Annotated in this window: 22 protein-coding genes; 7 read left to right on the top strand and 15 right to left on the bottom strand. The window is 68.4% G+C overall.

Going from position 1 to position 23,401, the window contains the following annotated elements:
• The first annotated feature begins 1 nt into the window (after position 1).
• Positions 2 to 505, top strand: a complete 504-nt coding sequence (locus tag P3102_RS28120) for a GNAT family N-acetyltransferase (RefSeq protein ID WP_276363105.1) — start codon at positions 2 to 4, stop codon at positions 503 to 505.
• Here the strand turns inward: P3102_RS28120 and P3102_RS28115 are convergent.
• Entirely contained in the window at positions 495 to 902 is a 408-nt protein-coding gene (locus P3102_RS28115) for a hypothetical protein (protein WP_276363103.1), read from the bottom strand. The genes P3102_RS28120 and P3102_RS28115 overlap by 11 nt on opposite strands.
• Positions 903 to 1,140: 238 nt before the next feature.
• The gene (locus tag P3102_RS28110; protein WP_276363102.1) at positions 1,141 to 1,740 is read right to left on the bottom strand and encodes a TetR/AcrR family transcriptional regulator; all 600 of its coding nucleotides are present in this window, start codon (positions 1,738 to 1,740) and stop codon (positions 1,141 to 1,143) included.
• Between the two features lie 31 nt (positions 1,741 to 1,771).
• Here P3102_RS28110 and P3102_RS28105 point away from each other — a divergent pair, with 31 nt between their 5' ends.
• The 5 genes from P3102_RS28105 to P3102_RS28085 all read left to right on the top strand — a co-directional run bounded on the left by P3102_RS28105 (position 1,772) and on the right by P3102_RS28085 (position 9,741).
• Entirely contained in the window at positions 1,772 to 2,932 is a 1,161-nt protein-coding gene (locus P3102_RS28105) for an erythromycin esterase family protein (RefSeq protein WP_276363100.1), read from the top strand.
• 69 nt (positions 2,933 to 3,001) lie between these two features.
• Complete coding sequence (locus P3102_RS28100; protein ID WP_276371383.1) at positions 3,002 to 3,901, top strand: S8 family peptidase; 900 nt, start codon at positions 3,002 to 3,004, stop codon at positions 3,899 to 3,901.
• A gap of 88 nt (positions 3,902 to 3,989) precedes the next feature.
• On the top strand, positions 3,990 to 7,367 hold the full coding sequence (locus tag P3102_RS28095) for a pyruvate carboxylase (protein ID WP_276363099.1): 3,378 nt from the start codon (positions 3,990 to 3,992) through the stop codon (positions 7,365 to 7,367).
• Positions 7,368 to 7,457: 90 nt separating this feature from the next.
• Positions 7,458 to 8,249: an arginase family protein gene (locus P3102_RS28090; protein ID WP_276363097.1), complete on the top strand. Its 792-nt coding sequence runs from the start codon at positions 7,458 to 7,460 to the stop codon at positions 8,247 to 8,249.
• A gap of 220 nt (positions 8,250 to 8,469) precedes the next feature.
• A complete protein-coding gene (locus P3102_RS28085; RefSeq protein ID WP_276363096.1) occupies positions 8,470 to 9,741 on the top strand; it encodes a helix-turn-helix domain-containing protein in 1,272 nt (423 codons plus the stop codon).
• Positions 9,742 to 9,823: 82 nt separating this feature from the next.
• On the opposite strand, the gene P3102_RS28080 is transcribed toward P3102_RS28085, so the two are convergent.
• Both P3102_RS28080 and P3102_RS28075 read right to left on the bottom strand, forming a co-directional pair.
• Positions 9,824 to 11,182 (bottom strand): DUF6801 domain-containing protein, encoded by a 1,359-nt coding sequence (locus P3102_RS28080; RefSeq protein WP_276363094.1) that lies wholly within the window; start codon positions 11,180 to 11,182, stop codon positions 9,824 to 9,826.
• A gap of 68 nt (positions 11,183 to 11,250) precedes the next feature.
• Positions 11,251 to 11,877: a DUF6801 domain-containing protein gene (locus P3102_RS28075; RefSeq protein WP_276363092.1), complete on the bottom strand. Its 627-nt coding sequence runs from the start codon at positions 11,875 to 11,877 to the stop codon at positions 11,251 to 11,253.
• 345 nt (positions 11,878 to 12,222) lie between these two features.
• On the opposite strand from P3102_RS28075, the gene P3102_RS28070 reads away from it, so the two are divergent.
• Positions 12,223 to 13,143 (top strand): hypothetical protein, encoded by a 921-nt coding sequence (locus tag P3102_RS28070; RefSeq protein WP_276371381.1) that lies wholly within the window; start codon positions 12,223 to 12,225, stop codon positions 13,141 to 13,143.
• 64 nt (positions 13,144 to 13,207) lie between these two features.
• Here the strand turns inward: P3102_RS28070 and P3102_RS28065 are convergent, their stop codons facing one another.
• The 11 genes from P3102_RS28065 to P3102_RS28015 all read right to left on the bottom strand — a co-directional run bounded on the left by P3102_RS28065 (position 13,208) and on the right by P3102_RS28015 (position 23,124).
• Positions 13,208 to 13,864: a hypothetical protein gene (locus P3102_RS28065; protein WP_276363091.1), complete on the bottom strand. Its 657-nt coding sequence runs from the start codon at positions 13,862 to 13,864 to the stop codon at positions 13,208 to 13,210.
• 62 nt (positions 13,865 to 13,926) lie between these two features.
• On the bottom strand, positions 13,927 to 14,499 hold the full coding sequence (locus P3102_RS28060; RefSeq protein ID WP_276363089.1) for a hypothetical protein: 573 nt from the start codon (positions 14,497 to 14,499) through the stop codon (positions 13,927 to 13,929).
• Positions 14,496 to 14,999, bottom strand: coding sequence for a hypothetical protein (locus tag P3102_RS28055; protein ID WP_276363088.1), 504 nt, complete (start codon positions 14,997 to 14,999; stop codon positions 14,496 to 14,498). Before P3102_RS28055 ends, P3102_RS28060 begins: the two co-directional genes overlap by 4 nt.
• The gene (locus P3102_RS28050; protein ID WP_276363086.1) at positions 14,984 to 16,177 is read right to left on the bottom strand and encodes an MlaD family protein; all 1,194 of its coding nucleotides are present in this window, start codon (positions 16,175 to 16,177) and stop codon (positions 14,984 to 14,986) included. The genes P3102_RS28055 and P3102_RS28050 overlap by 16 nt, the downstream gene beginning before the upstream one ends.
• Complete coding sequence (locus P3102_RS28045) at positions 16,177 to 17,232, bottom strand: MCE family protein (protein ID WP_276363085.1); 1,056 nt, start codon at positions 17,230 to 17,232, stop codon at positions 16,177 to 16,179. Before P3102_RS28045 ends, P3102_RS28050 begins: the two co-directional genes overlap by 1 nt.
• Entirely contained in the window at positions 17,232 to 18,224 is a 993-nt protein-coding gene (locus P3102_RS28040) for an MCE family protein (RefSeq protein ID WP_276363083.1), read from the bottom strand. Before P3102_RS28040 ends, P3102_RS28045 begins: the two co-directional genes overlap by 1 nt.
• The gene (locus P3102_RS28035; protein WP_276363082.1) at positions 18,221 to 19,210 is read right to left on the bottom strand and encodes an MCE family protein; all 990 of its coding nucleotides are present in this window, start codon (positions 19,208 to 19,210) and stop codon (positions 18,221 to 18,223) included. The genes P3102_RS28040 and P3102_RS28035 overlap by 4 nt, the downstream gene beginning before the upstream one ends.
• Positions 19,207 to 20,214 carry an MlaD family protein gene (locus P3102_RS28030; protein WP_276363080.1) on the bottom strand — a complete coding sequence of 336 codons (1,008 nt, stop codon included), beginning with the start codon at positions 20,212 to 20,214 and terminating at the stop codon, positions 19,207 to 19,209. The genes P3102_RS28035 and P3102_RS28030 overlap by 4 nt, the downstream gene beginning before the upstream one ends.
• Positions 20,211 to 21,470, bottom strand: a complete 1,260-nt coding sequence (locus P3102_RS28025; RefSeq protein ID WP_276363078.1) for an MCE family protein — start codon at positions 21,468 to 21,470, stop codon at positions 20,211 to 20,213. Before P3102_RS28025 ends, P3102_RS28030 begins: the two co-directional genes overlap by 4 nt.
• Positions 21,467 to 22,330, bottom strand: coding sequence for an ABC transporter permease (locus P3102_RS28020; RefSeq protein WP_125673339.1), 864 nt, complete (start codon positions 22,328 to 22,330; stop codon positions 21,467 to 21,469). Before P3102_RS28020 ends, P3102_RS28025 begins: the two co-directional genes overlap by 4 nt.
• Positions 22,330 to 23,124 (bottom strand): ABC transporter permease, encoded by a 795-nt coding sequence (locus P3102_RS28015; protein ID WP_276363076.1) that lies wholly within the window; start codon positions 23,122 to 23,124, stop codon positions 22,330 to 22,332. Before P3102_RS28015 ends, P3102_RS28020 begins: the two co-directional genes overlap by 1 nt.
• Positions 23,125 to 23,401 lie beyond the last annotated feature (277 nt).

Below are 23,401 nucleotides of genomic sequence, written 5' to 3'. Positions count from 1 at the left end.
GATGGCTGCGATCCGCCCCGCGACCGTCGACGACGCCTGGCCCATCGCCGAGGTGAACGTCCGGTCGTGGCAGGCGGCGTACCAGGGCCCGCTGCCCGAGCTGTACCTGCGCGATCTTTCGGTCGAAGGCCGGGCCGCCCGCTGGCAGCGGACCCTCGCCGACCCCGCCCACCAGGGCGACGTCCTGGTCCTCGTCGAGAACGGCTCGCTGCTGGGCTTCACCGCCGTCGACCGGATCCGCGGGGAACTGCGCGCGATCTATCTCGACCCCGCACGCTGGGGCACGGGCCTGGGCAGACGGCTGCTCGACACCGCCGTCGCCGCGCTGCGGGATTCGGGGCATCGCCAGGCGACACTCTGGGTGCTCGACACCAACGAACGTGCCCAGCGCTTCTACTCGGCCGCGGGATGGCTGCCGGACGGGGCGACGAAGACCGACACCATGCCCGGTGAGGACATCCCGCTTTCCGAAGTGCGCTACCGGATCGACCTCGTCAGCGGGTGAACCAGGCACGTTCCTCGGGTTTGTTGACGGTGACGATGATGCCGATGGCGATGCCCATCCCGATCAGCTGGGTGATCGCCCCGCCGTTGACGAGGCTGATCACTCCCATGACCACGGCCAGCCCCTCCACGGCGATCACCGTCGGCCGTACCCAGGCCGACCCGCGGGAAATCCTCATGGCGCAGGCGATCAGCACGACGGCGACGACGAAACCGAGGATCGCCAACGCCAGGGCGAGCCCCGCCTCCTCGTTGCCGTGGTCGAGCTCGCCGATCGCGAGCGCCGTCACCAGTGCGCTGACGAGGATGTTGAGGACCGCCTGCACCCAAAGGAAAACACGGACGAACTTGAGCTGGCGCGGCATCTCCAGCGGCCGGTTCCGGACTTCCTCGGTCATGACGGCTCCCTCTCTCGACACGAAGCTGCCAGTGTGGGCGGGAAAGGCGTTGGTGTCGACGGCAAAACTGTCCTCGTCACGAAGATCCCGGCGCAGCACCCTTCCCCCTTCCCGAGTACATGAAGGCCCCCTTCCTCGCGCCCAGGTACGGGAAGGAGGCCTTCATGTACTCCGACGCGGCCGGCACCAGCGCCGGCCGCGAGGAAGATCACCGTGAAGGAGCCGAGGACGATCCGCGCTACCGCACGAAAGCGCCTTCACGCGCCGCGACAGCCACCGCCCGCGCCGCGACCCGCGCCTCCGTCACCGTGACGCTTTCCCTCGACAGGAAGAGCCGGTAGAACATCGGCCCGCACACCGCCCGCACCAGTTCGTCCCCGTCCGTGCCGGAAGGGATCTCGCCCCGCGCGACGGCCCGCTCCGCGATCGGGGCCATGCGCGCGTGCCGGTCCGCGTAGAAGTCGTGCAGTGCCTCGGCCGCCGGCGGCGACTGGAACGCCGCCAGCACCGACGCCGTGGGCAGTTCCTTCAGCGCGGGCTCGGTGAAGTACCGCACCACCTCCGCCGCCACCTCGTACAGATCGTCCTCGAGCGACCCCGTGTCGGGTGCCTTCCAGTCGTCCTCGGCGCCCATCTGGAGCGCGGCGGCGACGAGGCCGTCCGGCGAGGACCAGCGCCGGTACACCGTGGTCTTGTGCACGCCGGACCGTTCGGCGACCGCGTCCACGGTCAGTTCACCGAAGCCGCGTTCGGCCAGCAGGTCGAGCGTGGCGTGCAGGACGGCCTGGCGGGTGCGTTCCGTCCGGCCGCCGGGCCGTCGGATGCCGGAGGTTGCCAATTGCTACTCCTGTTGCGTTAGTGTGGTCAGTATGTCAGACCCAGCGGAAATCGCCGAGCTCGTCGGGGACGCGAAGATCGTCGCCATCGGGGAGAACAACCACCACATCCACGAGTTCGGCGACCTGCGCAATCGTTTGCTCCGCCACCTCGTCGAGCACCACGGCTTCCGGGTCGTCGGGTTCGAGTCGGGTTTCGCCGAGGGGAAGCTCGTCGACGACTGGCTGAAGGGTGCCCCGGGCGACGTCGCCGACATCGGCCGCGACGGTTTCACGTTCTCGCTCGGGGAGTCGCCCGAGGCGCACGCAATGCTGGCGTGGCTGCGCGAACGGGGTGACGTCCGTTACTTCGGCCTCGACGTGCCGAGTTCGGCGGGCTCGCCCGTGCCGTCGCTCGAGGTGGTCCGCGAATACTTGTCCACTGTGGACGAGGGCGCGGTGAGCCTGGTCGACGCGGCGATCGAGGCGACCGAGGGGTACGCGTCGGTCAGCAGCGCGGAGGCACCCGCCAAGTACGCCGCCCTCGACGACGTCGCCAAGGACAAGGCGACCGCGGCGCTCACCCGGCTCAAGACGCACCTCACCTCGTTGCGTCCCGTCTACCGGAACACCGCCGTCGTGGAGCACCACGCCGAAGGCGCTTCGCGCGTCGACGCGTACCTCGCCGAGGTCACCGCGATGATGTCCGGCGACGCCCCGGCGCTGCAGAGCGGTTCGCGTGACGCCTACATGGCCGAAACCGTCCGGCTGATCCGGCGGCTGCACGGCGACGACACGAAGATCGTCGTGATGCTCCACAACGGACACCTCCAGCGCGTGCCGTTCTCGCCGTTTCCCGGGCTCACTTCGCCCTCGGCCGGTACGCATCTGGCGGCCGAGTACGGCGGCGACTACTTCGCGCTGGGGCTCACCGCGGTCGAGGGCGAGACCACCGGGCTCAGGCCGGATCCGGCCGCACGCCTCGGGTTCACCGTGTACGGCCAGGAACTGGACGCACCGGCGGAAGGCAGTGTCGAGGCCGAAGGCCCCGGGCTGATGGACCTCCGCGCGCGACGCGGCACCGTGGGGCCACAGAGCATCCGGCACGCGCATCTGTTCAACCCTGTCGACGTCGTCGAGGCCTTCGACGCGCTGGTCTGCCTGCCGAAGTCGACGGTGAGCGGCCACATCGGGCAAAACCAGTCGAACGGGTGACACTTCCGGGTTGCCGCCCCGGGGGCACAGGCGTAGAGCCGAGGCATGAGCATTCGACTGGTACGGGTCATGGCCGCGCTCGCGCTCCTGATCTTCGTGGTGCAGCCCGCCTCCGCGGCGGAAGTCCAGCAGAATCCGCCGAACTGGGGACTGGACCGGATCGACCAGCGAACGGGCTTCGACCAGCTCTACCACTACGGGACCGACGGCAAGGACGTCACGGTCTACGTGATCGACAGCGGGGTCGACGCGGCGCATCCGGACTTCGACGGCCGGGTGAAGCCCGGTAAGGACTTCCTCGACGGCGGCACGGACACCACCGACACCAACGGTCACGGCACGTACCTGGCCGGTCTCGCCGCGTCGAGGACGTTCGGTGTCGCGAAGGCCGCGCAGATCATCCCGGTCCGGGTGATCGACGCACAGGGCGGCGGCGCGACGGACGAGATCATCGCCGGGATCGACTGGGTGACGCAGAACGCACAGCAGCCCGCCGTGGCCGTGCTCGGTATCGGCGGCGCGGCCAACGACCGGCTCGACGCCGCCGTCCGCGCGCTCGCGGCGGTCGTCCCGGTCGCCCTCCCGGCGGGGGGCGAGGCCGCCGACGCGGGCAAGTTCTCCCCCGGCCGGGTCACCGAGGCGCTCACCGTCGGCTCGACGGACGCGAGTGACCGGGTCGAGTCGACGTCGAACCACGGCGAGGTCGTCGACCTGTTCGCACCAGGGGTGGACGTGCCGGGACCGAACGCCGGGGGCAGCGGCGGCAAGGTGCTCAGCGGGACGTCGTCGGCCGCCGCGCACGTCGCCGGGGTGGCCGCGCTGTACCGCTCCCTGCATCCCGCGGTCGCCGCGCCGGACGTCGCGAAGGCGCTCGTGGAGCTCGCCGCGGTCGACGTGCTGACCGGTGTCCACGAGGGCACCGCGAACCGGGTGCTGCAAAGCCCCGGCGCGCAACTCAAACGGGGATGACGTCCATCACCTGGACGACAACTCCCGCCCTGCGGGAGCGAACAGGTAACGTGCCTCACCTACCGATCCGATGATGGGAAGGACCGGCATGTTCCGCAAGGTACTGGTCGCCAACCGGGGTGAGATCGCCATCCGCGCGTTCCGCGCCGGATTCGAGCTCGGCGCGGGCACGGTGGCTGTGTTCCCGCACGAAGACCGCAATTCGCTCCACCGGCTGAAGGCCGACGAGGCCTATGAGATCGGCGAACCCGGTCACCCGGTGCGGGCCTATCTGTCGGTCGAGGAGATCGTCGCGGCCGCCAAGAAGGCGGGCGCGGACGCCGTCTACCCCGGCTACGGCTTCCTCTCCGAGAACCCGGACCTCGCGCGCGCGTGCGAGGACGAAGGCATCACCTTCGTCGGGCCGAGCGCGGACATCCTCGAGCTGACCGGCAACAAGGCCCGCGCGGTCAAGGCCGCGCGCGAGGCCGGCGTGCCGGTGCTGGGTTCTTCCGAACCGTCCTCCGACGTCGACGCGCTGATCGCCGCCGCCGAAGAGATCGGCTTCCCGGTCTTCGTCAAAGCCGTCGCCGGTGGCGGTGGCCGCGGGATGCGCCGCGTCCTGGATCCCGCGCAACTGCGCGAGTCCATCGAAGCCGCCGCGCGCGAGGCCGAGTCGGCCTTCGGCGATCCGACGGTGTTCATCGAGAAGGCCGTCGTCGAGCCACGTCACATCGAGGTCCAGATCCTCGCCGACGGCGCGGGCAACGTCATCCACCTCTTCGAGCGCGACTGTTCGGTCCAGCGGCGGCACCAGAAGGTCATCGAGCTGGCCCCGGCGCCGAACCTGCCGTCGGAACTGCGCGACCGGATCTGCGCCGACGCGGTGAAGTTCGCCCGCCAGATCGGCTACCGCAACGCCGGCACCGTCGAGTTCCTGCTCGACCGGGACGGCAACCACGTCTTCATCGAGATGAACCCGCGCATCCAGGTCGAGCACACGGTGACCGAGGAGGTCACCGACGTCGACCTCGTCCAGTCGCAGCTGCGCATCGCCTCCGGTGAGACCCTCGACGACCTCGGGCTGTCGCAGGACAAGGTGTACCTGCGCGGCGCCGCCCTGCAGTGCCGCATCACCACCGAGGATCCCGCCAACGGATTCCGCCCGGACACCGGGATGATCAGCGCGTACCGCTCGCCCGGTGGTTCCGGCATCCGCCTCGACGGCGGCACCGCGTTCTCCGGCACCGAGATCAGCGCGCACTTCGACTCGCTGCTGGTGAAGCTCACCTGCCGCGGCCGCGACTTCAAGACCGCCGTCGGCCGCTCCCGGCGCGCCGTCGCCGAGTTCCGGATCCGCGGGGTGGCCACGAACATCCCGTTCCTGCAGGCCGTCCTCGACGACCCGGACTTCCGTGAAGGCCGCGTCACGACGTCGTTCATCGAGGAGCGCCCGCATCTGCTCACCGCGCGCCATTCGGCCGACCGCGGCACCAGGCTGCTGACCTACCTCGCCGACCGGACGGTCAACAAACCGCACGGCGAGCGTCCGCGCACCCTCGACCCGCAGGTCAAGCTGCCGAAGCTGCCGAAGGATCTCGAACCGGCGCCCGGCTCGAAGCAAAAGCTCACCGAGCTCGGCCCGGAGGGCTTCGCCCGCTGGCTGCGGGAGTCGCCGACCATCGGCGTCACCGACACCACCTTCCGTGACGCGCACCAGTCGCTGCTCGCCACCCGCGTGCGGACGAAGGACCTGCTCGCGGTCGCGCCGGTGGTCGCGCGGACCACGCCGCAGCTGCTCTCGCTGGAGTGCTGGGGCGGCGCGACCTACGACGTCGCGTTGCGGTTCCTGGCCGAAGACCCGTGGGAGCGGCTGGCGAAACTGCGGGAAGCGGTGCCGAACATCTGCCTGCAGATGCTGCTGCGCGGCCGCAACACCGTCGGCTACACGCCGTACCCCACCGAGGTGACCCACGCCTTCGTCGAGGAGGCGACGACGACCGGCATCGACATCTTCCGGATCTTCGACGCGCTCAACGACGTCGAGCAGATGCGCCCGGCGATCGAAGCCGTCCGCGAGACCGGATCCGCCGTCGCCGAGGTGGCGCTCTGCTACACCTCGGACCTGTCGGACCCGGCCGAGAAGCTGTACACGCTGGACTACTACCTCAAGCTGGCGGAGCAGATCGTCGGCGCGGGGGCGCACGTCCTGGCCATCAAGGACATGGCAGGCCTGCTGCGGGCGCCGGCGGCGGCGCGGCTGGTTTCCGCGCTGCGCAAGGAGTTCGACCTGCCGGTGCACATCCACACGCATGACACCGCGGGTGGGCAGCTGGCGACGTACCTCGCCGCGATCCAGGCCGGGGCGGACGCCGTCGACGGTGCCGTCGCGTCCATGGCGGGCACGACGTCGCAGCCGTCGCTTTCGGCGCTCGTCGCCGCCACCGACCACTCGGACCGGCCGACCGGGCTGGACCTGCAGGCCATCGGCGACCTGGAGCCGTACTGGGAGAGCGTGCGCAAGATCTACGCGCCGTTCGAGGCGGGGCTCTCGTCGCCGACCGGGCGGGTGTACCACCACGAGATCCCGGGCGGTCAGCTGTCGAACCTGCGCACGCAGGCGATCTCGCTCGGTCTCGGGGAGCGGTTCGAGGACATCGAGGCGATGTACGCGGCCGCGGACAAGATCCTCGGGCATCTGGTCAAGGTCACGCCTTCGTCCAAAGTGGTCGGTGACCTGGCGCTGCACCTCGTCGGCGCGGGTGTCTCGCCGCACGCTTTCGAGGCGGAGCCGAACAAGTTCGACATCCCCGACTCGGTGATCGGCTTCCTGCGCGGCGAACTGGGCGACCCGCCCGGCGGCTGGCCGGAACCGTTCCGCACCAAGGCCCTCGAAGGCCGGGCGAAGCCCAAGCCGGTGCAGGAACTGTCCGAAGAGGACCGCAAGGGGCTGGCCGAGAACCGGCGCGCGACGTTGAACCGGCTGCTGTTCCCCGGGCCCACGAAGGACTTCGAGGCGCACCGCGAGCAGTACGGTGACACCTCGGTCCTGCCGTCCAAGGACTTCTTCTACGGCCTGCGCCCTGGCGAGGAGTACTCGGTCGACCTCGAACCGGGTGTCCGGCTGCTGATCGAGCTGGAGGCCATCGGCGAGGCCGACGAACGCGGGCTGCGCACGGTGATGTCCACGCTCAACGGCCAGCTGCGCCCGATCCAGGTGCGCGACACCTCGATCGCGTCGGACATCCCGGCGACGGAGAAGGCCGCCAAGGGCGACCCGAAGCAGATCGCCGCGCCGTTCGCGGGTGTGGTCACGCTGCAGGTGTCCGAAGGCGACGAGGTGGAGGCCGGTGCGACGGTCGCGACCATCGAGGCGATGAAGATGGAGGCGTCGATCACGGCGTCGACCGGTGGCAAGGTGGCGCGGCGCGCGATCAACGCCGTCCAGCAGGTGGAAGGCGGAGACCTGCTGCTGGTCCTGGAGTAGCACTGCAGAAGTACATGAAGGCCCCCTTCCTTGCGCCTGGGTACAGGAAGGGGGCCTTCATGTACCTGCGGCCGCCGCTAACGTGGACGGGTGCTGATCAACGCCGTACCCCAGTTCCAAGGTGCGCTGACCGAGCGCGCGCCGCGGTTGCCCGAGGGTTGTGTCGCGCTCGCCGAGCTGGCGGGCCACGTGCTGGGCGTGCCGGTGCACCACATCCGGCAGACCCGCGAGACCTCGCCCACGGTCGACGGGATCGCCAACCGTGCGGTGCTCACCGGCGGCAACCGGGCAGCGCAGCTCGCCGCGCTGGAGGCGCCGGGCGGGCCGGTGCTCACCATCGGCGGGGACTGCGGGGTCGAACTGATCCCGATCGGCGTCGCGCGCTACCGCTTCGGCCCCGGCCTGGGTGTCGCCTGGTTCGACGCGCACGCGGATCTGAACACCGCGGAGACGTCGCCGTCGGGTGCGTTCCACGGCATGGTGCTGCGGTCGCTGCTCGGCGAGGGCGACCCGGAGTTCGCCGCGAACCCGCCGATCGAACCCGGACGCGTCGTCCTCGCCGGGACAAGGGCCTTCGACGACGCCGAGCGGGCCGTGGTCGATCGCGGGCTCGTCCTCGAGACCGATCCGGCCGCCGGCCTGGCGGGCGCGGACAAGGTCTATCTCCACCTCGATCTCGACGTGCTCGACCCGGCGGAGTTCGACGGGCTGAACCACCCGGAGCCCGGTGGCTTGACGATCGAGCGTCTGGTGGCGATGCTGCGCGAGCTGAACGGCTTCGAGATCGTCGGCGCGGGAATCACCGAATGCGCCGGCGTCGAGGTCCGTGTGCTGGAGCCCGTCCTCGAAGCACTCGGGGAATTGCTCACCGGAAAGCAGTGACGCTCCGTATTCATCGGCCGTTCGTACGTACCGCACGAGGCGTTTGCCGGGCACTTGTCATCAAAATTCAGGGATGGCCGGTGATTTTGTCACAAAGGTGACAAGAAATCGGTTTCTTCTGCGAAAGGTGACACATTCACGAGTGAGCGCGCGATGTGTTCGTTGTCACCTCACGACGATCGTGGGCGGATAGGACGCTGGGCGGAGCAAAGGAGCTGCGATGTCGGTGGAGCGCGGGATCGAACACGCTGCGCAGCCTCCTGCCGCACTACCGCGCAAGCTCGCCGACATTTTGCGACCGGAACTGGGCAGTCTCGCCCACGAGATCGTCGACGAGATCCGGGCGACCATCCCCGCGTACGCGCGCCCGCTCGACGGGCCCTACGGCAAGTCCATCCGGGCCGGCGTCGAATACGCGATCACGTTGTTCGTCGCCCAGATCGCGGATCCGAGCGCCTCCAAGGAGCAGTCGCACGAGGTCCACCATCGGCTCGGGCAGAACGAGATGCGGGAAGGCCGCAGCCTCGACACCCTCCAGTCGGCGTACCGGGTCGGTGCCCGGGTCTCGTGGCGGCGCATCATGCGCGTCGGCCGCCGCAGCGGGCTTTCGTCCGCGGTGATGTCGCAACTGGCCGACGCGATGCTCGCGTTCATGGACGAACTCGCGTCCGTCGCGCTGGACGGGTACCTCGAAGCGAAGGCGCGCACCGCGGGGGCGCTGGACACGTGGCGACGCAAACTGCTGCACCTGGTGCTGGAAACCCCGCCCGCGCCGTCGAAGGCGATCGCGGAGCTCGCGCAGCTGACCGGCTGGGCGGTGCCCGAGCGAGCGACGCCGGTGGTGCTGCTTCCCCTCGGCGACAGCGCCAGGGCCCGGCGGCCCAACGTGGTCGATTCCGACGTCCTCGCCGAACTCGACTCCGCCGAGCCACGCCTGCTCGTCCCCGGCGAGATCTCCGGCGCCCGGCTGGCCACTTTGCAGGCCGCGCTGCCGGGTTACCGGTTGTCGATCGGCCCGTGCCGTCCGCTGGACTCCGTCGCCGATTCCCTGCGCTGGGCGCGCGACGCCCTGCACCTCTCCGAACGCGGCATCATCCAAGCCCGCCGGGTGATCCGCGCCGAGGACCATCTCGCCACCCTGCTCGTGAACGCCGACGCCGCGCTGACCTGCCGGCTGCGCGACCGCCTGTTCGCCCCGCTCGCCGAAATGACCGGGAAACAGCAGGAACGGCTGCTCGAAACCCTTCGCGCCTGGCTCGACAGCCAGGGCAACGTCGTCGGCATCGCCGAACGTCTCCAGGTGCACCCGCAGACCGTCCGGTACCGCATGCGGCAGTTGCAGGCGACCTTCGGCGAGCACCTGCGCGACCCGGGGGCACGGTTCGAGATGGAACTCGCGCTGCGGGCCGGGGTCGCTCCCGCCGGTTACGCGTTGCCGGAGGTGCTTCCGGTGCCGCGCAAGAGTCCACAGTGGACGCCGAGCGGCTCGTAGCGAAAACGGATCACGCGTGTCCGGAGACGGGACACGCGTGATCGGGAAGCGCACTCACGTGATCAGGAGCCGGGGCGGCGGCTCAGCGGCGTCCCACCGGCGGGTCCGTGTTCGGGCACTTGCGTTCCGCTTCCCAGGGCAAGCCCACCTGGTTGACCCCGATGCACGCCTGGTTGTCCGGCCCTGATCCCATTCCGCTCAGCAGGGAGTCGAGGTCCTCCTTGACCCCGCAGCCGGAGAACTCGGGCAGGGTGAAGCCACGGTAGGCGGGGTCCGGGTCCTGCCGATCGGTCCGCAGCACGCCACCGGTGAACGCGTTCCAGTTCGGCCCGCGCAGATTCAGCACGATCGGCTCGCTGGTCATGCAGTGGTCGCCGACGTCGAGGGGGACACCGTTGACGGTGAGGTCCTTCAGTTTCCCGAAGAGTTCGAGCCGCAAGGTGGCCGTCGTCGTGGTGTCCCCGTGCAGCATGGTCTCGACGTCGATGACGGTGTTGCCGGTCTTGTAGTCGGCGGGCAGGAGTTCCATCGTCCCGTTGATCGGGACGAAACCGAAGCCGAGGATGGTCATCTTGCTCGGCGGCAAGACGGTGGAGCCGGTGCTGCGATGCGGCGGCGCCGGGTAGAGGTAGTAGAAGGCGTTGAAGATGAACGACGGGGTCAACCGGACGAAGGCGCCCAGCTTCTTCACCGACGACGTGCCTTGCGATTCGAAGGGCTGCAAGGGGAACACGGCGTCCGGCGGCGGATCTTCGTTCGTGGCGTGCGTTCCGGCGCCGGGTTTCTGCCCTGGCTTGCCGGTCTTCGGTTTGGCGATGCCCATCTCGAGCATCGTGACGCTGCCCAGCTCGGTGTCCTGATCTGGCGCCTGCGTGCAGCCGATCGGATTCCGCGGTGCCTCCGCCTGCTCCGCGGTCAGCGCGAGGGACGGCGCGCCCGTGGTGAGCCGGAGTTCGCCGGGGCGGGTCGCCACGATGTCGGGAACCTTGCCCGTCGCGACCAGCTTCAGCTCACCGGTGGCGGGCACCTTGGTCGCCGGGATCTCGAGGGTCACCGGAATCTGGGCCTTCTTGTCCTCGCGCGTGGCCGTGAGCTCGATCTTCGCCGTGCCGGCCACCTCGGTGAGCGCGGCCAGCGTCCTCTCACCGAGCGTGAAGGTGACAGAGAAATCCGTGACCCGCACCGGTTTTCCGGTTTGCACGACCTTGGGCAGGGTGGCCTGTACGTCCACGGTGACCGGACGTTCGCCGACCGGAGCCGGGAAGACACAGGTGTTCGCCAGGGTTCGGTGCGCGGAGGAAGCTCCCTGCAAGGGTGCTTTCGGCGGAGTCGTCGGATCGGTCGCCGCCGAAGAGGCCAAGGCGCCGTTCACCCCCGCGAGCAGGATCACGCCCGCCAGTACGGGAAGCCTCCCGAGCGTCCGGCGAACCTGCTGCGTCATCTGGTTTCCTCTCGTGACCGGTGGTGGAGACCGTGCGGGGCGGGCGTCCCCGCCCCGCACGGGTTTCCTCAGGTGATGGTGATGGCCGGGCTGAACGCCCGGTTCTGCGCGGGGTTGGTGTTCTTCACCGTGCAGTTGAAGTTCCAGGTGGTCCAGGAACCGTCCTTCTTGTGGAAGTCCAGCGGCGCGTTGATCGTGGTGCCGAGCGACGCGGTCGCCGAGCCGGGCGTACCGGCGGTGAACGTGGGAACACCGGTGCCCGCGTCCTGGAGGATGTTGAACGTCCGCGTGCCCGGCACGTACGGGTTGACCTGTGTCGGGACATTGAGGTTCGTCACCGTCGCCGACGCGGGGGTGGCGTTGGTGACGGTGACCGGCATGTTCACCTTGCCGCGGACACCGTCGTAGTTGGCGCTGTTGAGCAGCGCGTTGATGGTGGCGCTGATCGTCGCGGTGCCCGAGATGTTCGACGGCGTGAAGGCTCCGCCCGAAGCGACCGAAGCCGGGCCGTCGAATTTGGCCGTCACGTCCAGTTGCTGCTGGCCGATGGCGGGAAAGTTGCACATGTACGCGACTTTGCCCGTCGAGTAAGGGGCGAGGGCGGCGGCCGTGCCGGCGGTGAGCACGGCGACGGCGCCCATCACGACGGCGGTGGTGGCGACACCGGCGGACAACTTGCCAAGTCTGCGGGACATACCTGTCATCTCCTTTGATCCAGTTTACGTCTCGGACGGCTTTCCCCATGCGCCTTTCGGCGAGTTTTTCTGATCAAATATGCTCGACATGAGCGGCTTTCTCGGTGGTGGGGTAAACCGAGGTTACCCGCGAGTTATGTACGTAACAAGTATCCATGTCGACAGGTTTCGGAATGGGTGCGGAAACCGTTCGTTCTTGTCAGTGCGCGCTGAATGCGATTATGAAGTTTGTCCGTCGATGACAAAGGCGGGGCCGATCGGCGGAACGGGGTTAACATTTCTCGCATGGCTTCAGTCAATCGACGATCCACGACACGGCGCGTGACCACATCCACGATAGCCGCACTGATCGCCACGGTTTCCCTTTCCGGTATCGCCGACGCCGCGCCGACCGGCGAACCGCGGCCGTGGGGGAGCAACGACTACGGGCAGGGGCAGGGCACCGTGCCCGCCTCGGCGTTCGGCGCGAGCGCGGTCTCCGCGGGCGGGATCACCCATCTCGCCCTGAAGGGCGGAGGGGTGATCGCCTGGGGCAACGACAACTACGGTCAAGCCACCGTTCCGGCCGCGGCGACGTCGGGGGTGTCGGCGATCGCCGCGGGCTGGGCGCACGAACTGGCACTCAAGAACGGTGGTGTCATCGCCTGGGGCAACGGTTTCTACGGCCAGAACGTCGTCCCGGCCGCCGCCACATCGGGCGTCAAGGCCATCTCGACCGGCGCCTATTTCAACCTCGCGCTCAAGACGAACGGCAGCGTGCTGAGCTGGGGTTCGCGGACCGCCGTCCCCGCGACGGTTTCTTCGGGGGTCACCGCGATCTCGGCGGGCGTCGATCATGGCCTCGCGCTCAAGAACGGCGGCGTGCTCGGGTGGGGGAGCAACTCGAAGGGGCAGATCACCGTGCCGGTGGCGGGGACCTCCGGGGTGACGGCGATCTCGGGCGGGTTCCGCCACAGCATCGCGCTGAAGAACGGCGGCGTCCTCGCTTGGGGCGACAACACCTACGGCCAGGCTTCCGTACCGCCCGAGGCGCAAGCGGACGTCGTCGCCATCGACGCCGGCTACAACCACAACGTGGTGCTGAAGGCGGACGGAAGCGTCTTCGCCTGGGGCAGCAACCTGAAGCAGGAGAGCCGGGACACCAGCTCGGAACCGCCGATGGACATGTGGAAGTTCTCTGGCGCCTGTGCTCCGGTCTACGCTGTTTCCGCAGGTGATGGCACCGGGGTCGCGCTGGTCGACCCGGCCGCGCCGCAGTTCTGCTGACGTTCCGTGAAGGCCTCCTTGAGGGACTCAGGGTCCCTCAAGGAGGCCTTCACGGACTGGAGCGTCAGACGTTCGACTTCATGTTCAGGTTGATGGTGTTGCCCGGGCCGGAGATCAACGCTCCCAGCGCGAGGTCGTTGATGAAGCAGTCCTTGAACTCCGGGATGGTGAACGTGCCCGAAGACGGGATGGACGGGGCGAACAGGTCGACGTTCTTCGACACCAGCGTCAGGTCGAGCGGTTTGACGGTCTTGCAGGCGTTCGGCACCGTCGGCAGCGGGACGACCGGCCAGAACAGGCCGACCACGATGTTGTCGATCAGCATGTTCGCCTGCGAATGGGTGGTCAGGTCACCGTTGGCCAGGGTGCCGGTGACCGGGCCGGTCGGCTCGATCCGCACGCGGGCCTTGATCTTGAAGACCCCCGAGACCAGCGAGATGTTGGCCGTGGAGGGCGGCAGGGACAGATTGCCTCGGATGCCGACGTTGTCACCGTCGACGACGAGGGCGCCGTCGAGCTGACCGGGGCCGAGGTCGAGGGTGCCGCCGGTCTTCTTGACCGTGGTCTTCCCGGTGACGGTGTAGGACACCGGGATCTCCACCGGGTCGTCCGCCAGGGCGGGGGACGCGGCGAGGCCGCCCGCCACGGCGATCGCGGAAGTGAGCGCGACGACCGTGCCGAGACGGCGACGGGCGGTTTTCGGGCGCGTTCGACCGAACATGGGATTCTCCTCGTTTTCTCTCCTGTTTTACAAAGCGGACGGAATGGGGAACGACCGGTTTGTCACCGGGGGACAAGGTCGGTGACGACCCAGTTCTCGCCTTCGCGTTCGGCGGTGACCGAAAGCTGCGCCGCGGCTGTCGTCGACGAATTGTTGTCTGCCCTTGTCGCCGCTTGATCGAGGAATACCAGCAGCCGTGCTTTACCGCCGCCGAGTTCTTGGACGGCAACCGAGGAGACGCGGGTCGTGAGAACGAGTTTCTGCGCCGGAGCCTTTTCCCTGACTTGCGCGAACAACTGGTTGTACGACTCCAGTGCCTTGCCTCTCAGCGCCGAAGCGGCCGCCTTTTCGGTGACGTCGGTCCGGTCGTAGGAATAGGAGAAGACCTTGTTGAGCGCCACCGTCACCGCGGAGTTCACCTCGGCCGTCGCGCCGACGTCGGTGAGCGCGGTGTTCGCCGCCGCCGGAGACGCCGAGATCGATCTCGCCTCCAGGGTGAACCACACCCCGGCCACCACCAGCACGGCCGCCGCGACCAGCAGGAGCAACGGCGGCTTCGGAAGACGCGACGGCTTTTCGGCGACGACCTCGGGTTCGGCTTCGGGTTCGACGGAAGCGTCGGCGGTGGCGGTCATCGCGCACCCACCGGGAGCTGGTCGAGCGCGCTGAGCTTCCAGCCCTCGCCGGTCCTGGTCAGCCCGGCGGCGAACCGGTTGCGCTTCGTCGTCGGCGCCGTGCCTTCCTTGGCCATCGTGATCTCCACCGAAGCCAGCATCTTGGCCGTTCCCGCGTGGTCGTCCAGTTCGCTGATGGCCGCGTCCAGCACCTTGCCCGTCGAGACGGTCGCGTCCTTGACGAGGGTCTGCTTGGTCGCGTCGTCGGTCTTGCCCAGCTGATCGCGCAGCGGGCCGGTGGAGGCGGCGAGCCAGTCGGCGATGCCCTGGTCGACCCGATGGTGGTCGAGACTGGTCAGCCGGGCGACGAGTTCACGCCCGCTCTTCAGCGCTTCGTCGCGCGAGTTCCCGTAGGCCACGGCCGTCGAACCCGTCGCGGTGAACCAGGTGTACCCGGCCCATCCCGCGAACGCGCAGGCCGCGGCGAACACGGCGATGGCGATCTTCAGTTGCGCAGCCACAACATCTCCTCGAGGCTGGTGGACGTCGGCTGGCCGTCGGCGCCGAAGCCGCCGGGGATCGCGGCGGGCGGGACGCCGCCCTTCGGCGCGTTCTGCGAGCCGCGGACCGAACTCGGATTGCCCTTCTCGAGCGTGCACGCGGCACCGGTGTTGAACGGCAGGGGGGAGAGATCCGCGCTGCTGCGGATCCTCGTCTCTCCGTAGCCCTTGGTGCAGGGCATCGGGTCGAAGAAGGTCAGGACCAGTTCGATCTTCCCGGACTCCTCGTCGACGGAGGCGTCGACCGCGGACACCGCCTTCGGGGTGTTGATCAGCAGCTGACGGAGGCCGTCGGTGCGCGCGGAGAACACCTGCGAGGTGGTGAGCAGGTTCGCCAGCAGGATCGGCAGGCCGGGCTCGTTGTCCCGCAACAGCCCGGAGAGCTGGGTCGCCGCCGGAGGCGCGGTCGTGATCAACCGTCGCAGGTCGCCGTCCGAACGGGACAACTGTTCGGCGAACTGCTTGGCGTTTCCGCTGAACTGCCGCCAGGCCTGTGACGAATCGACCTGGGTCTTCAGCACGGTCGAGCCGTCGGTGATCAGTTTCTCCGTCCGCGGCAGGTGATCGGCGGCCTGTCGGGTGAAGTCGGTGGTGGAATCCAGCAGCACCTGGAGGTCCGCGCCGGAACCGCGCAGGGCGTTGTCGAGTTCGTCGACCACGGTCCGCAGCTCCTCGGTCGGCACGGACGCGGTCAGCGAATCCAGGTCGGTCAGCAAATGCTGTACCGGCAGCGGCACGCTCGTCGCCTCACGCGGGATGACCGACCCTTCGGCGAGGAACGGCCCGTCACCGGTCCGCGGCTGCAGGTCGACGAACTGCTCGCCGACCGCGGACCGGTTCGCCACGACCGCCCGCGAGTTCGCCGGGATCGGTGGCGCGTCGTCGTCGAGCAGGAGATCCGCTTCCATGCCGTCGTCGGTGAGCCGCAGTTCACCGACCCGGCCGACGGCGACACCGCGATAGGTCACCTCGCCGTTGGTGAACAGGCCGCCGCCGTCGGTCAGCGCGAGCTTCACGGTGTACCCGCTCGCCCCGAAAATCCGGTCGAGCCCCGCGTAGTTCGCGCCGACGAACGCCGTCGTCGCCAGCGCGAGGACGACGAACGTGAGCACCTGGATCCGGACACGGGCGGTGAGCATCAGCTACCTCCGGAGGGCGGCAGCGGCAAGGTCGGGAGATCCGGAGGGACGCCTTCGCCCGGTGGCGGGAGTTCGACGCCCGGTGCGGGGATCATCGAGGCGTAGACGTTCAGGTAATCACCCTTGATCCCGTCGCGGACGGCGTCGGTGAACGGGAACGTCGGCAGGATCTCCAGCGATTCGGGCAGACTCTCGCCGGCGTCGGCCAGCCGTTTGAGGATCGGCGCGAGCGCGGTGAGATCCGCGACGAGGTCGGCCCGGGTCTTCTTGATCACGTCGACGCCGACCCCGGAGAGCCGGTCCAGCGCCTGCAACATCGAGACGAGCTGCGTGCGCTGGTCGGAAAGGCTCCGGAGACCGGGGGTGAGGTCGGTGAGCGCGCCTTCGACCTGCTTCTTCCGGTTGGCCAGTGTCGCCGAGAGCTGGTTGAGCCCGTCGAGCGCCGAGGTGATCTCCGAGCGATGCGAGTCCAGATTGGACACCAGCTGTTCCACAGTGGACAGGAAGGAGCGGATCTCCTCCTCGTTGCCGTCCATCACCTTCGACAGCTCGCGGTTGATGGTCTGCAATTGGCCGATCCCGCCACCGTTGAGCAGCAGGGACAGCGCGCCGAAGACCTCTTCGAACTCCGGGTTGCGGTTCGTGCTCGCGACCGGGATCACCGCGCCGTCGCCCAGCCTGCCTTCGGCCTTCGTCGCGCTCGGGGCGAGCTCGATGAACTTCTCGCCCAGCAGGCTGGACTGCCGCAGCCGCGCGAGGGCGTTGGCGGGCAGGTGGACGTCACCGTTGACCACCAGGACGGTCTCGGCCGTCCAGCCGTCCTCGCCGAGCTGAATCCTCTCGACGCGGCCGACCGGCACGTCGCCCACCTTCACCGCGGCCTGCGGGACCAGGTCGAGGACGTCGGCGAACTGCACGGTCACCCGGTACGGATGGGTGCCGAGGTCCGCGCCGCCGGGCAGCGGCAGGTCGTAGACGCCCTTGAAATCGGCGGAACAGGCGGTGAGCGCGACACAGCACGCCGCGAGTACGGCGATCGACCGTTTCGTGGCCATCAGCGCCCCCCGGTGTAGGTGTCGCCGGCGACCGGCAGCGGGAGCGGGGCGTATTCGAGCATGTTGCCGCGGCTCTGCAGCTTCCCGGTCTTCGGATCGACGGCACCGAGCAGGTTCGTCACCGCCAGCGGGAGCGTGTCGAGGGTTTCGGCCAGCGCGGCGCGTTTGCCCGCCAGCGTCCCGGTGGTCACCGCGAGCTTGTCCACGTTGGACTTGATCAGCGCGCGGTTGTCCCGGATGAACTGCTGGATCTCCGCCAGCGCCCCGCCGAGGCCGTTGAGCGCGCGGGCGAGTTCGTCCTTGTTCCGCGCGAGCGTGCCGGTCACCGAAGCGAGCTGCCGGTTGACCTCGCCGACGTTGCGGTCGTTGGTCGCCAGCATCGAGGTGAACCGCTGCAGTTCGTCGACGGTGGCGAACAGGTTCTGCGAGTTCCCGGACAAGGTCCTGGCGAGGTCGGCGAAGTTGCGCACCGACTCGTTGAACGGCTTGCCGTTGCCCCGCAGGTTCTTCGCGCCGGTGCGCAACAGTTCCGAAAGCGCGCCGTCGGCGTTCGCGCCCTGGGGGCCGAGTGCCTTGGCGAGGGTGTCGAGGCTGGAGTAGAGCTGGTCGAGTTCCACCGGCGTGCCGGTGCGCTCGACCGGGATCACCGCGCCGTCGTCCAGCCGGTTCCCCGCGCGGGTGAGCTTGGTGAACTGGACGTACCGGTCGGCCACCACGCTCGGCGCCACCACCAGCACGCCCGAGTCGGCCGCGATCGGCGTCGATCCGTCGACGGTCAGCACGACCTTGACCCGCTCCCCGTCCGGGGCCACCGATTCGACCTGGCCGACCCGGACGCCGAGCACCCGCACGTCGGATCCGCTGTAGACGCCGACGGCCCGGGAGAAGTACACCGTGACGCGGTCGAGTCCGTTCCCGGAGAAGATCCACCAGAGACCGCCGACGACGGTCAGCGCGAGTACGAGCGCCAGGGTGACGAAGCGGCTGGTCACCGGCCACCTCCCGGGATCTTGGGCGTACAGGGGTCCCGGTTCTCCGGAACGAGTCCGCACAGGTAGCTGTCCACCCAGCGTCCGTTGCCGAGCGAGTTGTTCACCACACGGAAGTACGGCGCGGCGAGGTCGAGGCTCTTGGCGAGATTGTCGTTCTGCCGCTGCAGGATGTCGGTCACCTCTCCGAGCCGGGCGAGCGCGCCGCCGAGCTGGTCCTTGTTGTCCCTCACCAGGCCGGAAAGCTGGGTGGCGAGCTCCTGCGAACCGGTCAGCAGGTCGTGGATCGCCTGTCGCCGGTTGTCCAGTTCGGTCAGCAGCAGGTTGCCGTCCGAGAGGAGCTTGGCGAAGTCGTCGTTCGAGTTCGCGAGGGTGGTGGTGAGCCCGTGCGCGTTCGACAGCAGGCTGGCGAGCTCGTTGTCCCTGGAGGACACGGTCTTCGACAGCGACGTCAGCCCTTCGAGCGCCTTCTTGATGTGCTCTGGCGAGTTCTTGAACGTGTCGCTGAGCGTGGTGAAGCTTTCCGCGAGCTGAGCGGTGTCGATCGCGCCCGCGGTGTCGGCCAGCCCGTTGAACGCCTCGGTGACGTCATAGGGCGTCACGGTCCGGGTACGCGGGATGACCTGCTTCGGGTCCTGCACCGTCCCGCCGGTCGGGCGCAGTGCGAGGAACTTCCGGCCGAGCAGGGTCTTGATCTTGATCTCGGCGGCGGTCCGGTCACCGATCCAGGCGTCCTTGACCCGGAAGCTGACCACCACGTGGTCTTCGGCGAGCCGGACGTCGCTCACCTCGCCGACCTTGATCCCGGCGATGCGGACCTCGTCGTCGGCCTGCAGACCGGCCGCTTCGGAGAATTCGGCCTGGTAGGTGGTTCCCGAGCCGACGATCGGGAGGGCCTCGTAGTTGAGCGTCGCGGTCAGCAGCCCGGCGGTGAGGACGCTGCCGACGACACCGATGACGATCGGGTTCCGCTCCTTGAAGGGTTTCACGCCGTGCACCTCTTCGCCGTCGCCGGTACCCCGCGCGGAGGTTCGGTCCGCAGGACGGACGAGCACAGGTAGAAGTTCATCCACGATCCGTAGGAGCCGATTCGGCCCAGTTCGTTCAGTTTCCCAGGGAGCACGGTCAGGACGCGGTCGACTTCGGCCTTGCCCTCGTCGGTCGTCAGCTGACCGGCCAGCAGGCCGAGCCCCTCGATGCTGTCCTTGAGCGGTTTCCTGCCCTGTTCGAGCAGGCCGGCCGTGGCGGTGGTGAGGTCGGCGAGCCCGGAGACGGCCTCCCCGATCTCGGCGCGGTCACCGGCGAGGCCGGATACGAGCTCCTTCAGCGTGGAGACCAAAGTGGACAACGCGTCGCCCTTGCCGTTGATGCTCTTCAGCACCGTGTCCAGATTCGTGATCACGTCGCCGATCACCTTGTCGCGGCCGGCGAGCGTGGTGGTCAGCGAACCGGTGTGCGCCAGCAGGCTTTCCACCGTGCCGCCTTCGCCCTGCAATACCTGGACGATCTCGCCGGAGAGCTGGTTGACGTCCTGGGGGGACAGGGCCTGGAACAGCGGTTTGAAGCCGTTGAACAGTTCCGTGAGATCCAGCGCGGGCGTGGTGCGCTCCAGCGGGATCTCCGCTCCGGGTTCCAGGAGTTCGCGGGTGCCCTTGCCGCGTTCGAGCGCGATGTAGCGCTGGCCGACCATGTTGCGGTACTTGATCACCGCGGTCACGTCGGCGGGCAACCTGCGCTGCGCGTCGAGGGAGAACCGGATGCGGGCCAGGCTGTGGTCGGCGATCTCGAGTTCCTCGATCTGGCCGACCCGCACCCCGGAGATCCGGACGTCGTCGCCGACGTTCAGCGACGTCGCGTCGAGGAACTTGGCGCTGTAGGTCTTGGTGTCGCCGAGGCCGGTGTTCGTGATGGACACCGCCAGCAGCACCGTGGCCAGCGTCGTGACGACGACGAAGATCAGCCCCTTGATCAGCGGGCTCACGAAGTTCCTCATCGCACGGTCACCTCCGTACCCCGGTAGAGCGGGCCGACGAGCACGCTGCCCCACGCGGGGACCTGGTCGGCCGGGACTCCGATCGACGGCGCGACCAGCGTGGAGATCAGTTGCCGTTCCTGCGGCGAGTTCGCCAGGCCGAGATCGCCCTGCGCGCCGGGCGTCGAAACGGTGCCGATCGCTTCGATTCCTTGGCCGATCAAGCCATTCGACGGATAGCAGCGTGGTTCACCGGTGGCGTCGTGGACCGGGTCGTCCTTGCCCGGTACGTATTTGCCACGAGGTTGCGAGACGATGATCTCCGCGTGCAGCCCGGGTTCGTCCGTGCCGGCGCCCAGCACCTTGTCCATCTGCGGCTTGAGCTTGGCGAGCGCGTCCAGCGTGCAGGCGAAACTCGGCGAGTACTTCGCGGCGACCTCCAGCGGTGCCCTGCTGTCGGCGGCGAGCGCGATGATGTTGGCGCGGTTGTTGACGAGGAACGTCGTGAGGTGCTGGGAGGACGACGTCACCTGCTGGTACACCGTCGCCAGTTCGGCACGTTTCTCCTCGACCGTGTCGAGGGTGACCGCCGAGGCGCTCAGCGCGTCGAGCAGATCCGGCGCGATGTCGCCGTACAGCTTCGAGACCGTGGCGAGGTCGCGGATGTCGTCGTTCAGCTTCGGGAGGTTCGGGTTGAACTGCCGGAGGTATTCGGCCGCGGTGGCCAGGGTGTCGCCGATCTGGTCTCCTCGACCCTCCAGCGCGGTGGCGACCGTGGTCAGCGTGGTGGCGAGCTTCTGCGGCTGCACCGCTTTGAGCAGCGGCAGCAGATTGTCGAAGACCCGCTCGAGTTCGATCGCGTTGGCCGAGCGGTCCTGGGTGATCACGTCGCCCGCGCTCAACGGTTCGGCCGGTGCCGCGTCCGGGATGGACAGCTGCACGTACCGCTCGCCGAACAGGGTCTTCGGCACGAGCAGCGCGGACACGTTCTTCGGCAGCCGCGAAACCTTGCCGGGTTCCATCGCCAGGTCGATCTCCGCGCCGCCCGGCGTCGCGCGGACGTCGCGGATCTCGCCGACCACCACACCGCGCGCCTTGACCTGCCCGCCCACGCGCAACTGGTTGCCGACACGGTCCGCCTGCAGTGTCACCGGCACGGATTCGACGAAATCCTTGCGGTAGATCTTGATCGACAACAGCACGAGGGCGGACATCACCACGAGGAACAGCACCCCGGCGGTCCTGACCCCGGCCTTGCGCAGCCCGCGCCGGCTCATCCGGCCACCTGCACCGTCGTGGTCGCGCCCCAGATCGCGAGGCTGAGGAAGAAGTCCAGCACGCTGACCGCCACGATCGCGGTCCGCACCCCGCGTCCGACGGCGACGCCGACGCCCGCCGGGCCGCCGCTGGCGCGGAAGCCGTAATAGCAGTGGGCGAGCACGATCACGACACTGAAGACCAGCACCTTGCCGAACGACCAGAGCACGTCGCCCGGCGGCAGGAACAGCAGGAAGTAGTGGTCGTAGGTGCCCGCGGACTGACCGTAGAACCAGACGGTGATCTGGCGTGACGCGAGATACGAGGTCAGCAGGCCGATCGCGTACAACGGGATGACCGCCAGGAATCCCGCGATGATCCGGGTGGTCACCAGGTACGGGACGCTGGGGATGCCCATCACTTCCAGCGCGTCGATCTCCTCGGAGATCCGCATCGCGCCCAGCTGCGCGGTGAAGCCGCAGCCCACGGTGGCCGACAGGGCCAGCCCGGCCACGAGCGGGGCGATCTCACGGGTGTTGAAGTACGCGGAGACGAAGCCGGCGAACGCCGACGTGCCGACCTGGTTGAGCGCCGAGTACCCCTGGAGCCCGACGACCGTGCCGGTGAACACGGTCATCCCGATCATCACCCCGATGGTGCCGCCGATGACCGCGAGCGCGCCGCTGCCGAAGCTGACTTCGGCCAGCAGGCGGGTGATCTCGCGGAGATAGCGGCGCACCGCGCGCGGCACCCAGGCGAGTGCCTTGAGGAAGAAGAGGATCTGGTCGCCGAGCGTGTCCAGGAACCCGAACCGGCGATCGACGGCTTCGCGGACCCGCGTCGCCCGGGTGTTCGTGGGGGGAGGCGTCGTCGTGACCATCAGCTGCCCTTCGCCGGGACGAGCTGCAGGTAAAGCGTCGTCAGCACGAGGTTCAACAGGAACAGGAGGAGGAACGTGATGACCACGGATTGGTTCACCGCGTCACCGACGCCTTTCGGGCCGCCTTTCGGATTGAGCCCGCGATAAGAGGCGACGATCGCCGCGACGAAACCGAAGACGACCGCCTTGATCTCGCTGATCCAGAGGTCCGGAAGTTGCGCGAGCGCGGAGAAACTGGCCAGATACGCACCCGGTGTCCCGTTCTGCATGATGACGTTGAAGAAATAGCCGCCGAGGACGCCGACCACGCTGACCATTCCGTTGAGGAATGCGGCGACCCCCATCGCGGCGAGCACCCTCGGCACGATCAGGCGCTGGATCGGGGAGACCCCGAGCACCTCCATCGCGTCGATCTCCTCGCGGATCGTGCGGGACCCGAGGTCCGCGCACATCGCCGAGCCGCCGGCGCCCGCGATCAGCAACGCGGTCACGATCGGGCTGGCCTGCTGGATGATCGCCAGCACACTGGCCGCGCCGGTGAAGGACTGCGCGCCGATCTGCGCGGTCAGCGAGCCGATGTGCAACGCGATCACCGCGCCGAAGGGGATCGCGACCAGCGCCGTCGGCAGGATCGACACACTCGCGATGAACCAGAACTGCTGGATCAGCTCGCGGGCCTGGAACGGCCGCCGGAAGGTCAACCGGACGACGTCGAGACCGAGTGAGTACAGCCTGCCGGTCTCCCGGAGCGCACCCGCGCCGGGGAATGAGGGTGCGTTAGTCCGGACGCCCACGCCGACCCTCCCGTTTTCCGGGCACGGCGAAGACACCCCAGCTTGCGCAATTCCTTTGCTCCGAATGGCGGAACGGAATCGTTGAATAGGATCAACGGGGTGTTACCGTGCGGTTTGCTACTGGTCGGTACGCTAATCACGTGCCCGCCTGGTGACAAGAACTTCGGTGTGATCAAGACGTCACGTCCTGGTAACCGGTGAATTCTTGTTCTTCTGTGACAAAGGCGAACGTGGATGTTGTCCGTTCTTTCGTGCTCGGCGGGGCGTTGGTCCGTTC

Source organism: Amycolatopsis sp. QT-25 (assembly GCF_029369745.1).
Lineage (GTDB): Bacteria > Actinomycetota > Actinomycetes > Mycobacteriales > Pseudonocardiaceae > Amycolatopsis.
This window is presented reverse-complemented; position numbering and strand designations above follow the sequence as displayed.